This window comes from Enterobacillus tribolii (assembly GCF_003363015.1).
Taxonomy (GTDB): Bacteria; Pseudomonadota; Gammaproteobacteria; order Enterobacterales; family Enterobacteriaceae; genus Enterobacillus; species Enterobacillus tribolii.
In genome coordinates, this window is sequence record NZ_QRAP01000004.1 from 163,030 (window position 1) to 177,748 (window position 14,719).

Genomic DNA, 14,719 nt, shown 5'->3' on the forward strand with positions numbered 1-14,719 from the left:
AGGAGACGTCATGACGGCGAACGTAACCATCTATCACAATCCGCGCTGCTCCAAGAGCCGGGAAACCCTGGCTTTGCTGCAAGAGCACGGCGTTGAGCCGGACGTGGTTCTGTATCTCGAAACGCCGCCGGACGCGGCAACGCTAAAAACGCTGCTCAAAGAATTGGGCTTCAGCTCCGCCCGTCAGCTGATGCGTCATAAAGAAGAGTTGTATAAAACACTGAACCTTGCCGATGAATCCCTGACGGAAGATCAACTGATTGCCGCAATGACGGAAAACCCGAAGCTGATTGAACGCCCGATTGTGGTCAAGGGCAACAAGGCGCGCCTCGGCCGCCCGCCTGAACAGGTGTTGGAAATTCTGTAATCGATTAAAACGCCTCCGCCTTTCCGGAGGCTTTTTTTCAGGGAAGAACTATGCGGGAAAAAGCGCTGGCCAGCCTTAACGGGATCGATGAAAGCCGGGGAGCCGCGTTTGTTTTTTCACTGATCGTCGCGTTATTGCCCGGTATTATCTATCCCGTCGTGGCAGTTTACGATCTCTCAATTCAGCGACAGGGCGGAGTACCCGGGAGTGATAAACGTGATAGCGCACGCTCTTTACTCAAGCTGAAAATAAAGCGGGTTGAGAAGTACTTTTAGTAGAAATACGAGGAAATAATTTCAATATAAATATATTCCCCTGCATATATTGCAAACGACAACGAATTATAAAGCCAACTGACGCCACATCATCAGCTAAATGTACCTTCACCGTTATAACATTAAATTTTACCCCTCACCTTTACTGAAGAAAAAACCGCCACATTCATGTCTTAAAATAAAAGCACGGATTAATAATATGCACATGCCGGAAATATTATCTTCTTATCTATATATGCAAGATTACTCATGGCAGCGAAATCTATGAATTCATTGCTTCCCCCCTCATCAGGAGTTAAGCAGATGATAAAGTTGCACCACCACGCTTCTATAGACAATTAATCTTCTTTTACTATTTGTCGTATAAGTTATGGATTCTTCTGTGATAAACTGCCTGAAATCCAGGTGCTCAAGAATCCAACAATGCCCGTACGCAAAAAGCTGATCATGTACATGTTGAATACTGAGGTAGACTACAACAACAATGTAGTGCTACAGCCTGACAGGGCGCTTACGCCCTACGCCTACGGGCTCCTGCTTTCAAAACTATACGACAATAATCTTCCCGCTCTGAACTATGACCTGGAATCACTGGCGTTCGAATCTAAAATCGTATTGTTTGATCCTATCTATTCAAAATATGATGAACACGTTCGGTACCTGAAGTTTAAAAGCACCAGGTTAGGCTACGTACTCCATCGTTTGAATAAGAGGAATATGCAGCGGGAATATGTGCGCTTGTGCAGCAAAGCGTGAAGAATTAAACATCGCCTTTACCTTAGCGCATACGGTTAAATAGTTCGAATAACAATTAATCACCCTGATTAACTAACAGGCTCAAAATAAGAGAGCCTGTACGCACAATAAATATAAAAATATCGCCCGAATTTTAGCGATCAAAAGCGATACTTAGCCTCTTCCTCCGTAGGCCAAAACAAAGCCCCCTGCCCCCACAATGATTTATCATCGTTTTGTAATTGCCAGATAACTCCGTTATAGATCCTGAAAGACTCTCCCCGGCTGGTAATACGTATACCGGAATAACCATGAACAATGCCTTTGGTTGCCAGAGTATCCAACATCCTCTGGCGCTCCTGCTGCTCTGTATTGGCTGCACTTAACCGGGAAGGAAGGCCCATCATCTCTTCTCTTGAGTACTTAAAACACGCCAGCGCACACTGGTTTGCATAAATAAAATGGGGATCAGGCCCCACGCCATGCGCCAATATGGCATAGGGCGCTTCCTGGTGTAGCCACCAGGCCCGCCCGGTAATTGATTTGGGGCTGGGTAAAGGCTCTCCGCTCAATTGGTGATAGCAAAGGTCGATATGCTCAATAAGCGCTTTATCCGGAAAATGCTTCACGTCGCCTCCTAAAGATTTCTCACCCGGGGATTGCGTCCCAGCAGTTGCTGAGCGTCCATGGGAACATCAATCAACAATGATTTCACCGGTGAGCCCGCCGTCCGCGCCAGCAGAACATCGAGATTGCTCAGATCGGGAGAAAGCCGTTCCGCCTCCCAGCCACAGGCGCGTGCTATCGCGCAGTAATCAAGTGGCTTGAGGTAAGAATGGTAATTTTTCTCTTCAACATCCGGCAGGATAATGGGCAACCCCTGGCTGACAATGGAAAAACTGGCGTTGTTGAGCAAGAAAATCACCAATCCCAGTTCACTCACTTCGCCCAATCCCCCGGAAAATAGCCTGAAGCAGCCATCTCCGGTAAAAAGGAATACGGGCCGGGACGGAGACGACAGCTTTGCACCAACAGCGGCGCCAAAGGCGCCACCCATGGCCGACCCCCGGTAGAGGGAGTAGAAGTGGATATTATCGTTCGGCCGTTGAGTGACATATTGCCGGTCTTTATATGACAAGCAGACATCATCAAATCCTATTGAGTTGGCAGGCCACCAATGGTCGAGCCGTTGATAGAGTTCACTCATATCAACAAAGCCATCACGGGGAGCGGGATATTGACGATGATTAAGATTACCCGGCGCCGGGCAGGAAGGGATATTGCCAAATGGCTGCTGCCCGGCAGCCGCAAGCAGATTTCGTAACAGCCGGTCGAGCGGGCAGAAAACGTGACGATATGACGCCTGAGCCATATGGGCAAAGCTATTACCTATCTGACCGTATCCTCCGGGGTAGTTGCTAACGAAAAACGTTTTCGCCGCGGAAAATTTGTGCAGATTGACCGTGTACTCATCCGGGCAGGCACCTAAAACGAGCAACACATCGTCTTTGCCAAGGGATTGATAGAGCGACAAGGCTTCATCATTTCCGCCAAACGAGATGTAGCCGAAACCATAGGGATTCCCCCGGCTGATGGCGTTCGCGCCGTTGATGCTCCAAACGGCGGCACAGCGTAACGTCTGGCAAAAAAGCGTTGTCAGCTCCGCCGCGTCAGGGTAGTGCATCATCTCTTCCCCCACCAACAAGACCAGGCGGCGGCCGTCAACGTCACGGCGAAACTCGTCATAAAAGTCAGCGGGAAAGTCTGCCGGTGCAGGCACGGCCGGCGCTGCGGCTACTTGCGCAGTTACGGCAACCGGATGGTTCAGGGCGCTATGGAGCAAAACCAACACGACCGGTTTGGCATTAACGAGCTGGGAATGTGCGGCCAGTAATTTTTCAGCGATCGTTTCCGCAGAGTCGAGCACAAAAACGGAATCAGGCAGCTCGCTACGCAGTTGCACGACAACGTTGTTGCCAGCCTCCGAGGTATCCTGCAACGGCGCATACCCTCTCGCCTCCTCGCCGGAGAGAGGAATGATGTATACCGCCGGTATATCATGCAGTTTCGCATCACTCAGGCCACAGCTCAGCAATTTGCTGGCTGCGCCGGTGGTCGCTACCGCCGCCGCAATGTTACCGCTGCTCAGGTAATATCCCAGAGGGATAAAGCCCGCGCTGTATTCGCCGATAGAAAAAAAACACGGCTCTTCAGCAGAAAAGTCGACCAACGGATTAAGAGATTTAAGAAAATGAATTACCCCTCCCCCCGTAACGCCCGCATAACGAGTAATTCCCCAGTCGAAAAGCGTATTATGCAGAAGTTGATAACCTGTAAGCTCAGTTTCTTCCACCACGTTATCGCTCATTGCGGACACCTCATAAATTACGGACACATCAGTAAATAAAAAAGTTAGTACATAAATAAATCTTTGATGCGCTATCCGCAATTTTATTTTATTGCAATATATATCCTGAAAAATAAAAACCCACTTTTAGCTCAGGAATCAACCCTATACATAAAATAAAAATATTTACTTAGCAGGATAAAAATTACAATCAGCCCCTTTATATAGCAAGAGCTATCCTTTTGTTTAGTTAAGATAAATAACCAAAGCACAGGAAATAATCAATGCATTGATTTTAAACATATAAATAAATTTCAGGAGCACCAAAAAGGTATTATCCCCCTGTGCAAATCACTTGTTTATTTTCACAATTCATGTTTCTGAAAACTAAAACTTCAAGCTCAGCGAACTCATTTTAAACCCCATAAAATAACCATGAAGAATGCTTCACCACTATCTATTCCATGAGTTTATTGTTTTTTATACTCAACCAGGCCATATTGAATCTGAATACAATCATCACGTTATTTAAACCGCAATCAAATATAACCTTGCTAATATTCTGGAAAAGATATGAGTATAGTAATCTTCAGGTTAAAAGTCAGGTCAACGCACACGCCACTGATACCCTATCCATTCTTAAAACCGATAAAGATTCCGAAATTTCCGATTTCAAGCCCCCACGGTCCTTTATTTGTATTCTGCGTTATACGCCATCAAAAAATTCTGGCTAAATGTCAGCAGAAGCCGGAGTCACAAAAATTTTTCTCTTTCCGGGGAAACACTAAACAGGAGGAATTCGTGTCTGAAGCTCTCAGCGATAAGGAACTGACGCTCATCGCCCAACGTCTGCAGGCGCTTGCCCAAACGGGGCTGACATATACCAAAGATGTGTTTGACCGGGAACGCTATGAAAGCCTCCAGGCCATCGCAGCACGTCTGCTGTCTGCCCGGCTTGATCTGCCGGAGAGCACGCTCAACACGCAGTTCAAGTCTGAAACCGGCTACGCGACGCCCAAAACGGACGTACGGGCCATCATCATGCGCGAGGGTAACGTGCTGCTGGTCAGGGAAGCCGATGACGGCGGCTGGAGCCTGCCCGGCGGATGGGCTGACGTCGGGGACAGCCCGTCAGAGGCCATCGTCCGCGAAGTATGGGAAGAAACCGGTCTTGAGGTCAGGGTAAGCCGCCTGCTCGGCGTATGGGATCGCAACCAGCATGGCCATCCGCCGTATCCCTGGCACGTGTATAAGCTGATCTTTTTATGCGAAGAGATTGGCGGAGAACTGGCCATCAGCCATGAATCACTGGATATCGGGTTCTTCGATCCTGACGCCCTCCCGGAACTGTCTCTGACCCGTATTGTGCCGGAAGAAATCCACGTCAGTATCAGTACGGCCCAACAGGGGTGTGCTACATGGTGTGATTGATGGGTAAATCCAGGGGATGAAACAGCTGTATTACAGTTGAGGCACTCTATTTGAGGGTTATCCCCGCTTGCGCGGGGAACACCAGGACCGCGCCCAACGTTTTGGCTGAGGCGTCGGTTTATCCCCGCTCACGCGGGGAACACGGACAGTTCATGTACCAGCGTTGAAGACAGCCCGGTTTATCCCCGCTCACGCGGGGAACACCAACCGATCGGGCCGGTAAACAACGCCAGCACCGGTTTATCCCCGCTCACGCGGGGAACACTCATTCAGTGCTATGCCAATCGCCCGATTTGACGGTTTATCCCCGCTCACGCGGGGAACACAACGGCGTCACGGTGGATAATGTCTATCTGGCCGGTTTATCCCCGCTCACGCGGGGAACACAGAATGGAAACCGCGAAGTTGCGGAATCTTATCGGTTTATCCCCGCTCACGCGGGGAACACATGGGCAACCGGATACGACATCACCGGCAGCCCGGTTTATCCCCGCTCACGCGGGGAACACAACGTTTCGCCGGGGTAATCATGGTTAGCCCCCGGTTTATCCCCGCTCACGCGGGGAACACATCCGCCCCGCTGCCAATGCGATCGAACGTGACGGTTTATCCCCGCTCACGCGGGGAACACGCCTATGGTTTGAAACTCGCCCATCAAATCCGCGGTTTATCCCCGCTCACGCGGGGAACACCTGTAGGTATCGACGACTGCGACGGAAGCCATCGGTTTATCCCCGCTCACGCGGGGAACACTCTAACTCTATATATCTAAATCTAAAGGATTTTTCCAACGCTAAAAACGCCACCGACTTTTCCCTGTTTTTAAAGAGCGCTAACCCATTGATTTTACTGAACGTCAATATCAGCCAGCCCAAGGCTACCCTCATCTACCAACATAACAGACTAAGAAACAAGCAGAAAAGAAAGAAATGCCGCTAAAGATCCAGTATCTCTTTTACAAAAGGAATCGTCAGCTTACGCTGCGCACGAATAGAGGCATGATCCAGTTGATCAAGCGTGAGAAACAACGAGCGCATTTCACGCTCCAGTCGTTTAAGCAGGAAGCGCCCCACGTCTTCAGGCAATTCAAATCCCCGCAGCCGGGCGCGTAATTGCATGGCCTGCAATTTATCATCGTCGCTTAATGGCTGAAGTTTATAAATTTGCCCCCAGTCCAGGCGCGAGGCTAAGTCAGGCAGTCCCAAATTCAGCTGCCGGGGAGGACGATCGCCGCTAATCAGTAAGCGCGCATGCCCGGTTTCCTGAATACGGTTATAAAGGTTGAAGACCGACATCTCCCACGCTTCATCACCGGCAATACACTCAATGTTATCAATGCACACCAACGCCAGTTGCTCCATCCCCTCCAGCACCTCGGGAACGAAATACGCGCGTTTATCCAGCGGCACATACCCCACCGCCTTTCCCTGCTGGGAAAGCTCCGCGCAGGCGGCATGCATCAGGTGGCTGCGGCCTCCGCCTTCGCGTGACCAGAAATAGATGTAGGACCCGTGTTCCTGACTGAGCGCATTACGCAGCGCGGCGAGAAGGGACGCATTTTCTCCCGGATAGAAACTGGCAAACGTTTCGTCATCGGGAAGGTAGAGTGGCAGTGAAAGCTGTGCCGGCGTATTCAGAAGCACCTCAAACCATAACAGGCAAATATCACGGTCAGTCTAACACAGAAACGGGGAAGAAAAACCCGGTGCTGAGCCCGAACTCCACCGGTTGCAGCATCAGGATAATTCCGGTTTTGAATATTCGCTTACCCCGATAATAACCTCTGTTATAGTATTTCCTTTTGCCTGTTTGTTAAAAAAACAAGCATCGCCACCGATTACCAATAAGGATATAGGAATGAAAATAAGCCACCTGATTTTTGCCGCCGGTCTGTCCATGATCAGCGCGCTGTCCTATGCGGCAGAGCCGCTGGTTACGTTCGTTTGCACCGGAAACACCGGGCGCAGCCCCATGGCGGAAGCGCTGGCGAAGGATCTCATTCAGAAAGATCATCTGAATATCGCCGTCCAGTCCCGCGGAGTGAACGTCAACCCAAAAGAAATCACACCGGAACAAGGCACGGTCACCGTGTTGAAAGAACGCGGGATTGACGTCAGCGCCCACCGGGCAACGCAGTTAAGCGCAGCCGATGTTGAACATTCCACGCTGCTGCTGACCATGACCACCGGCCACAAAGATAAGATCCTGGCGCAATATCCCCAGGCAAAAGATCGCGTGTTTACGCTGGCGGAGTACGCTACCGGTAAACATGAGGACCTGGTCGATCCTTATGGCGAACCGCTGGAAGCCTACAAAAAAGTAGAAGGCCAGCTCGATGCATTACTGCCGGCGGCATTAGAGAAAATCGCAAAAAACAGCAAGTAAGAAAAGAGAAGGCCACCTTTCGGTGGCCTTCTGTCATCAACCCGGTCGGCGTTATGCTTTTTCCGGGTTATCGTCCGCGTCGATCACTTCTTCTTCGCCACGCACCATGCTGATAACCTTAAACAGCAGGCTCATGCCAATACCGACGATCGTCGCCAACGCCATGCCTTTCAGCTCGGCGGCGCCGATATGTACCTTCGCGCCACTGACGCCGATAATCAGAATCACCGATGTCAGGATCAGGTTCTGCGCCTTGTTATAATCCACCTTGGATTCGATCAGCACACGAATACCTGAAGCGCCGATCACACCATAAAGCAGCAGCGAAACACCGCCCATCACCGGCACCGGGACCATCTGAATCGCCGCCGCCAGCTTACCTACGCAGGAGAGCAGAATCGCCAGCACCGCCGCCCCGCCGATAACCCAGGTGCTGTAAACCTTGGTGATCGCCATAACGCCGATGTTTTCTCCGTAGGTGGTATTGGGCGTGGAGCCGAACCAGCCGGAAACAAAGGTAGAGAAACCATTGGCGAACATAGAACGGTGCAGGCCGGGGTCACGGATTAAGTCTTTCTTCACGATATTCGCCGTCACCACCAGGTGCCCCACGTGTTCCGCGATCACCACCAGCGCCGCCGGCAGAATCGTCAGAATCGCGAACCATTCAAACTTCGGATGATAGAAGGTCGGCAGCGCAAACCAATGCGCGTCACGGACCGCCGTCAGGTCAACCATTCCCATGGCGAAAGCAAGCGCGTAGCCCACCAAGACGCCGATAAGAATCGGGATAATCGCCAGGAAGCCGCGGAACAGCACCGAGCCCAGCACCGTCACCGCCAGCGTCACCATTGAAACGATGATCACGTTGCTGTCCGGCGTTGCGCCTTCCGCAGGCAACAACCCGGCCATCCCTGCCGCCACGCCGGCCAGTTCCAGGCCGATAACGGCCACGATGGCCCCCATCGCCGCCGGCGGGAACATCACGTCCAGCCAGCCGGTGCCCGCTTTCTTCACGATAAGCGCCACCAGGCAGAACAATACGCCGCAGATGATAAACCCGCCCAGCGCCAGTTCATACCCCAGCGGCAACAGCAGCATCACCGGTGAAATAAAGGCAAAGCTCGACCCCAGATACGCCGGAATTTTGCCCTTACAGATGAACAGATAAAGCAGCGTACCGATACCGTTGAACAGCAGAATGGTCGCCGGGTTAATCTTGAACAAAATCGGCACCAGTACCGTTGCGCCGAACATGGCAAACAGATGCTGGAAGCTCAACGGAATCGTTTGCAGTAGCGGTGGTCGTTCGCTCACTCCAATAACGCGACGCGTCATGTCTTTATCCTCTAGCGGTATTATTAAGCGGAAGTACGGGCGCCCTGTTCACGCCCGGCAAAAAAAAGCCGACTACGAAGTCGGCTGAATCATTATTTGGTACCAAATATTTTATCTCCGGCGTCACCAAGACCCGGAATAATGTAACCTTTTTCGTTCAGGCCTTGATCGATGGAAGCGGTGTAAAGCTCTACGTCAGGATGCGCTTTCTCCAGCGCGGCCACCCCTTCCGGCGCGGCAACCAGCACCAGCACCTTAATGCTATGGCAACCCGCTTTTTTCAGCAGGTCGATGGTGGCGATCATCGAGCCGCCGGTTGCCAGCATCGGGTCAACCACCAGCGCCATGCGCTCGTCGATGTTAGAAACCAGCTTCTGGAAATAAGGCACCGGCTCCAGCGTTTCTTCGTTACGGTAGATCCCTACCACGCTGATGCGCGCGCTCGGCACGTGTTCCAATACACCTTCCATCATCCCCAGCCCGGCACGCAGGATCGGCACAACGGTAATCTTTTTCCCCTTGATCTGTTCTACTTCAACCGGGCCGCACCATCCTTCGATGGTCACTTTCTCGGTTTCCAGATCTGAGGTTGCTTCATAGGTCAGCAAACTACCCACTTCCGAAGCCAGCTCGCGAAAACGCTTGGTGCTGATATCGTGTTCACGCATGAGGCCCAGTTTATGTTTTACCAGCGGGTGTTTTACCTCAACGATCTTCATCATTATTCTCCCAGTCAGCGGTCGGCGCCCAAAAAAATCGCGAGATTATACCTCCTTTTGCCGTTTACGCCACGGTTAAAATCGTGATCCAGATCAGTATAGAGGGGATATTTATCTCCGGGGATGAAAAACCCGATCCCTCTCACAAGCCACTCGCAAACGTTTGCTTCGACTGTTAGAATTAGCGCGTTTCTTGACATACGCCTAACCGCCATGGGGATTTCGCAGTGAGTAACAAAACCACTCTGAGCTACAAAGACGCCGGTGTAGACATTGATGCAGGCAATGCATTGGTAGATCGCATTAAAGGGGTTGTAAAAGAGACCCGCCGCCCGGAAGTCATGGGCGGACTGGGAGGCTTTGGCGCCCTGTGCGCGCTGCCGCAGAAATACCGTGAACCGATTCTGGTGTCCGGCACCGACGGCGTAGGCACCAAGCTGCGTCTGGCGATGGACCTGAAACGCCACGACACCATCGGCATCGATCTGGTCGCCATGTGCGTGAACGATTTGGTGGTTCAGGGCGCGGAACCCCTGTTTTTCCTCGACTACTACGCCACCGGCAAACTCGACGTTGACACCGCGGCCAGCGTCATCAGCGGCATCGCCGAAGGTTGCAAGCAGTCCGGCTGCGCGCTGGTCGGCGGAGAAACCGCGGAAATGCCGGGGATGTATCACGGCGAAGACTATGACGTGGCGGGCTTTTGCGTCGGCGTGGTGGAAAAATCAGAGATTATCGACGGCAGCAAAGTGCAGGCCGGCGATGCGCTGATCGCGTTAGGCTCCAGCGGCCCGCATTCCAACGGCTATTCTCTGGTACGTAAAATCCTGGAAGTCAGCGGCGCCGATCCGCTGCAACAGCAGTTGGAAGGCAAACCGCTGGCCGATCACCTGCTGGAACCGACGCGTATTTACGTTAAACCGGTGTTGAAACTGATCGAAGAACATGACATCCACGCCGTGGCCCACCTGACCGGCGGCGGCTTCTGGGAAAACATCCCGCGCGTACTGCCTGCGGGAACCCAGGCGGTAATTGACGAAGCAAGCTGGCAGTGGCCTGCCGTTTTCAACTGGCTGCGCGAAGCCGGCAACGTCAGCACGCATGAAATGTACCGCACCTTCAACTGCGGCGTGGGCATGATTATCGCCCTGCCCGCCACGCAGGCCGACGCGGCTGTCGCCCTGATGAAAAACCTGGGCGAAAACGCCTGGAAAATCGGTACAATTGCTGCTTCGGATTCTGAACAGCGCGTGGTTATCCAGTAAATGAAAAACATTGTTGTGCTGATCTCTGGTCAGGGAAGCAACCTGCAGGCGTTGATTGACGCCTGCAACGACGGGCGTATTAATGCGCGCATCAGCGCAGTTTTCAGCAACAAAGCACAGGCCTATGGGCTGGAGCGGGCGCGTGAAGCAGGCATTCCCGCTCACGCACTCGATCCCGCCGGTTACCCGGATCGCGATGCCTTCGATCAGGCACTGGCACAGCAGATTGACGCCGCCCAACCCGATCTGGTGGTACTGGCCGGCTACATGCGCATTCTCTCGCCGCGCTTTGTCCAGCACTACGCCGGGCGCATGCTCAACATTCACCCTTCCCTGCTGCCCAAATATCCCGGGCTGCACACGCACCGCCAGGCCATCGGCAACGGCGATGAAGAGCACGGCACATCGGTTCACTTCGTCACTGACGAGCTGGACGGCGGCCCGGTGATCCTTCAGGCCAAGGTGCCGATTTTCCCGCAGGACAGCGAAGAAGAAGTGATTGAGCGGGTGCAGGCGCAGGAGCATGCAATTTACCCGCTGGTCGTCAGTTGGTTCATTGATGGCCGGCTGCAAATGCGCGACAACGCCGCATGGCTGGACGGAGAACGCTTACCGTTGCAGGGATATGCGGCGGACTAAACCATTCTCCGACAAACGGACGTTAACAAGCGGACTGCTCAGGCATCCGCTTTTTTTATACTTTCGTTAACCATATCGCGGCACCATCTATTACGCTGCGGCATAATCACAGGTTGCTGAATTTGCCGGGAGAGATAAATGGATAACGCTGAGCTGATTGAATACTGCCTGACAAAACCGGGCGCGGTACACGACTATAAAGCGGAATGGGAAGCCGACCGTGTTTGTGTTTCCGGCAAAATGTTTGCCATGCTGGGCGATTTAAACGGCCGGCCGATTATCTCCCTCAAAAGCGAACCGGATCGCGCTGATGTACTGCGTCAGGCTTATGACGATATTATTCCGGGGTACTATCTGAATAAGAAGCACTGGAATACGTTATTTCTTGATGGTTCCCTTCCGGAAGAACTGGTTTACGAAAGTATTGATCATTCTTACCGGTTGGTGACTCAGGGGCTGACGAAAAAGGTACAGAAAGCACTGGGGTTGCTGGGGGAATAAATCACACTCCTGCGGGATACACTCTTAAAGCGTGCAGAACGATTCAAACAGATACTTAAATTTTTTATATTATACAGAAACTGTAATTCCCTTATTTAATGCGGTCTGAACAGGCCGCTTTTCGTTTATTTCAGAAAAAGCAAACAACCGCCTCTCAACGTGTAAACCAGATAAAACCGCATCCATAGCCCTCTCTCCTGCAGTTCTTATATAAACCCGACAACCCGGAATTTGCTGGTAATAAAACGTAACCAGCATTAAGAAAGCAAATGATTGCTTAAAAGGAGCATATCGGAATAATCACATATACAACTATCCATGAGTGACATATATTAGAAAATATTAATCATTCGGTTTTACATCAACGCCTGAAGCAGCTATTTCAGATGACAAGGAAGTTCTTATGTCGAGCCGTATTATCGCCCATACTCCTCTTGAAAAAGGTGTCCTGTTATTCCGTGCATTGTCAGGCGTTGAATCCCTGTCAGCACCGTTCGACTTTACCGTTGAGCTATTAAGCGAAAGTGATCGCGTCCCGCCTAAGAGTTTATTAGGGCAGTCGCTGACGCTTGAAATTCCACTCCCGTCGCAAGCCCCCCGCTTCCTTAACGGAAAAATAACCGCGGTGGCCGTCGGCAATGAGGAACGTGACGGTACACGCTATACCTCCTATAACGTGCATCTTCAGTCTGATTTATGGCCGCTGACGCAGGACAAAAACTTCCGTATTTTTCAGGAGCAGTCCGTACCGCAAATCATTAAAACCCTGCTTGGCGAATACAATATCGGATTTGACGACCGCTTAACCAGCAACTATCGCCTGTGGGAATACTGTGTACAATATAATGAAAGCACCTTCAACTTCATCAGCCGGCTCATGGAGCTGGAAGGGATCTATTACTACTTCAGCCATGACCGGGACAAACATACCCTGATCCTTGCCGATGCGCCCCAGCTTCACTCGGCTTTCAGCGGCTATGAAACCATTCCTTATATTCAGACGCCCGGCGGCGGCGTCGGCGACAGTGAAGGCATCAGCCAATGGACGCTGGCCGAGCAGGCCACGCCCGGCATTTACAGCCTGAGCGACTACGATTTCCGCAAGCCTAACGCCTGGCTGTTCCAGGCCCGGCAAAATCCGGTTTCCCCCTCACCGGGGCAGATCGACGTCTATGAGTGGCCGGGACGCTACACCGAACATCAGCAGGGCGAGTTCTATGCCCGCGTTCGTCAGGAAGCCTGGAAAGCCGAACATCAGCAAATTGAAGCACATGCGACCACATTTGGCGTTGTGCCCGGACATACCTTCACGCTGAGCAAAGCGCCCTATGCCGCTGATAACGGCGACTACCTGATCATCAGCGCACGCTACCTCTTGCGCGAAAATGGCTATACCAGCGGCGACAGCGGGGAAATTGAACAAAATATAGACTTCACCGTCATTCCTGCCGACACCCCCTGGCATCCCAGGCAGTATGCGGAGTGGCCGAAAACCCACGGCCCGCAGACGGCCCGGGTGGTCGGGCCGGCCGGTGAGTCCATCTGGACCGACAAATACGGCCGGATCAAAGTGAAGTTTCACTGGGATCGCTTTGGCCCCGATGATGCGGGAAGTTCCTGCTGGGTGCGCGTTTCCAGCGCCTGGGCGGGGCAAGGCTACGGCGGCGTCCAGATACCGCGCGTTGGCGACGAAGTGGTTGTGGACTTCATCAACGGCGATCCGGATCGCCCCATCGTTATCGGCCGCGTCTATAACGACGCCTGCATGCCCCCGTGGTCACTGCCGGCCGGGGCAACGCAAATGGGCTTCCTCAGCCGCACCAAAGACGGCGACAGCAGCACCGGCAACGCCCTGCGCTTTGAAGATAAAGCCGGGGCGGAGCAAATGTGGCTCAACGCGCACCGCAACATGGACACCAACGTCAACAACGACGCGACCGCCACCATCGGCAATAATCTGAGCACCTCGGTAGCGGGTCAGGAAGACCACAGCGTAACCGGCGATCGCAACCACGCGGTACAGGGTAACGAAGCTATTTCCGTCCAGGGAGATGAAACGGTTTCTATTCAGGGCAACGAAACCACTGACATTAAAGGTAACCGCACGCGGGCCGTAACCGGCAACGAAGAATGCAGCGTCGACGGAAACCGCACCGCAACAGTCAAGGGCGACGAAACCCGCGAAGTCACCGGCAAATGCACAGAAACCATCACCGGAATTCACACCTTTACGGCCCAAAGTAATCAGGAAATCACCGTTGACGGAACACAGACAATGACCGTCAACGACAACCGCAGCTGCACCGTAAATGCCGACGAAACGCAGCACATTACGGGGCAACAAACGGTCACGATCGGTAACGCCCAGGAAACCACTATCACCACTACACGCAAGCTGAACGTCTTAGGGCCCGTCACCCGTACGTTTATGGCCGGTGAAACCACCAGCGTCATCGGCATGCAGCAGTCTACCGTCGTGGGCGGACGTATTGCCGGCGTGATCGGCGCGGATCTCAGATCGGCCATATGCATTACCGATGCCGCGATGACGAAACACACCCTGATGGTCGGCGGCAGTGGTATTGAGATCACTCCCGGTAAAATCGAAATATCGGCCGGTGGCTCCACCGTTGTTATCGATGGCAGCGGAGTCACCCTCAACGGCAGCAAAATCGATCTGAATGCATAATTTCTGAATGCAGAATTATTGAGGAATA

The 14,719-nt window shown here is 52.5% G+C and carries 13 protein-coding genes and 1 CRISPR repeat array; of the genes, 8 read left to right on the top strand and 5 right to left on the bottom strand.

Annotation, left to right across the window (positions count from 1 at the left end; translation table 11 throughout):
• Positions 1-10: 10 nt before the first annotated feature.
• Both arsC and C8D90_RS10175 read left to right on the top strand, forming a co-directional pair.
• A complete protein-coding gene (arsC, locus tag C8D90_RS10170) occupies positions 11-367 on the top strand; it encodes an arsenate reductase (glutaredoxin) (protein WP_115458334.1) in 357 nt (118 codons plus the stop codon).
• Between the two features lie 50 nt (positions 368-417).
• The gene (locus C8D90_RS10175) at positions 418-642 is read left to right on the top strand and encodes a hypothetical protein (protein ID WP_115458335.1); all 225 of its coding nucleotides are present in this window, start codon (positions 418-420) and stop codon (positions 640-642) included.
• Between the two features lie 896 nt (positions 643-1,538).
• Here C8D90_RS10175 and C8D90_RS10185 read toward each other — a convergent pair.
• The gene (locus tag C8D90_RS10185) at positions 1,539-2,006 is read right to left on the bottom strand and encodes an MEKHLA domain-containing protein (RefSeq protein WP_115458337.1); all 468 of its coding nucleotides are present in this window, start codon (positions 2,004-2,006) and stop codon (positions 1,539-1,541) included.
• Positions 2,007-2,014: 8 nt separating this feature from the next.
• On the bottom strand, positions 2,015-3,745 hold the full coding sequence (locus tag C8D90_RS10190; RefSeq protein ID WP_115458338.1) for a thiamine pyrophosphate-dependent enzyme: 1,731 nt from the start codon (positions 3,743-3,745) through the stop codon (positions 2,015-2,017).
• A gap of 780 nt (positions 3,746-4,525) precedes the next feature.
• Here C8D90_RS10190 and C8D90_RS10195 point away from each other — a divergent pair.
• Positions 4,526-5,155, top strand: coding sequence for an NUDIX hydrolase (locus C8D90_RS10195; protein WP_230472997.1), 630 nt, complete (start codon positions 4,526-4,528; stop codon positions 5,153-5,155).
• A gap of 53 nt (positions 5,156-5,208) precedes the next feature.
• A CRISPR array of direct repeats spans positions 5,209-5,908; the repeat unit is 29 nt; unit sequence CGGTTTATCCCCGCTCACGCGGGGAACAC.
• 182 nt (positions 5,909-6,090) lie between these two features.
• Here C8D90_RS10195 and hda read toward each other — a convergent pair.
• Positions 6,091-6,798 (bottom strand): DnaA inactivator Hda, encoded by a 708-nt coding sequence (hda, locus tag C8D90_RS10200; RefSeq protein WP_115458340.1) that lies wholly within the window; start codon positions 6,796-6,798, stop codon positions 6,091-6,093.
• 214 nt (positions 6,799-7,012) lie between these two features.
• Between hda and C8D90_RS10205 the strand changes: the two genes are divergently transcribed.
• Positions 7,013-7,540: a low molecular weight protein arginine phosphatase gene (locus C8D90_RS10205; protein WP_115458341.1), complete on the top strand. Its 528-nt coding sequence runs from the start codon at positions 7,013-7,015 to the stop codon at positions 7,538-7,540.
• Between the two features lie 51 nt (positions 7,541-7,591).
• On the opposite strand, the gene uraA is transcribed toward C8D90_RS10205, so the two are convergent.
• A complete protein-coding gene (uraA, locus tag C8D90_RS10210; protein ID WP_115458342.1) occupies positions 7,592-8,878 on the bottom strand; it encodes a uracil permease in 1,287 nt (428 codons plus the stop codon).
• Between the two features lie 92 nt (positions 8,879-8,970).
• Positions 8,971-9,597 (bottom strand): uracil phosphoribosyltransferase, encoded by a 627-nt coding sequence (gene upp / locus C8D90_RS10215; RefSeq protein WP_115458550.1) that lies wholly within the window; start codon positions 9,595-9,597, stop codon positions 8,971-8,973.
• A gap of 227 nt (positions 9,598-9,824) precedes the next feature.
• On the opposite strand from upp, the gene purM reads away from it, so the two are divergent.
• From purM to C8D90_RS10240, 4 genes are all read left to right on the top strand, one after another.
• On the top strand, positions 9,825-10,862 hold the full coding sequence (purM, locus tag C8D90_RS10225) for a phosphoribosylformylglycinamidine cyclo-ligase (RefSeq protein ID WP_115458344.1): 1,038 nt from the start codon (positions 9,825-9,827) through the stop codon (positions 10,860-10,862).
• On the top strand, positions 10,863-11,501 hold the full coding sequence (gene purN, locus C8D90_RS10230; protein WP_115458345.1) for a phosphoribosylglycinamide formyltransferase: 639 nt from the start codon (positions 10,863-10,865) through the stop codon (positions 11,499-11,501).
• A gap of 138 nt (positions 11,502-11,639) precedes the next feature.
• On the top strand, positions 11,640-12,002 hold the full coding sequence (locus tag C8D90_RS10235; protein WP_115458346.1) for an MmcQ/YjbR family DNA-binding protein: 363 nt from the start codon (positions 11,640-11,642) through the stop codon (positions 12,000-12,002).
• Positions 12,003-12,405: 403 nt separating this feature from the next.
• The gene (locus C8D90_RS10240; protein ID WP_115458347.1) at positions 12,406-14,691 is read left to right on the top strand and encodes a type VI secretion system Vgr family protein; all 2,286 of its coding nucleotides are present in this window, start codon (positions 12,406-12,408) and stop codon (positions 14,689-14,691) included.
• Positions 14,692-14,719: the final 28 nt, after the last annotated feature.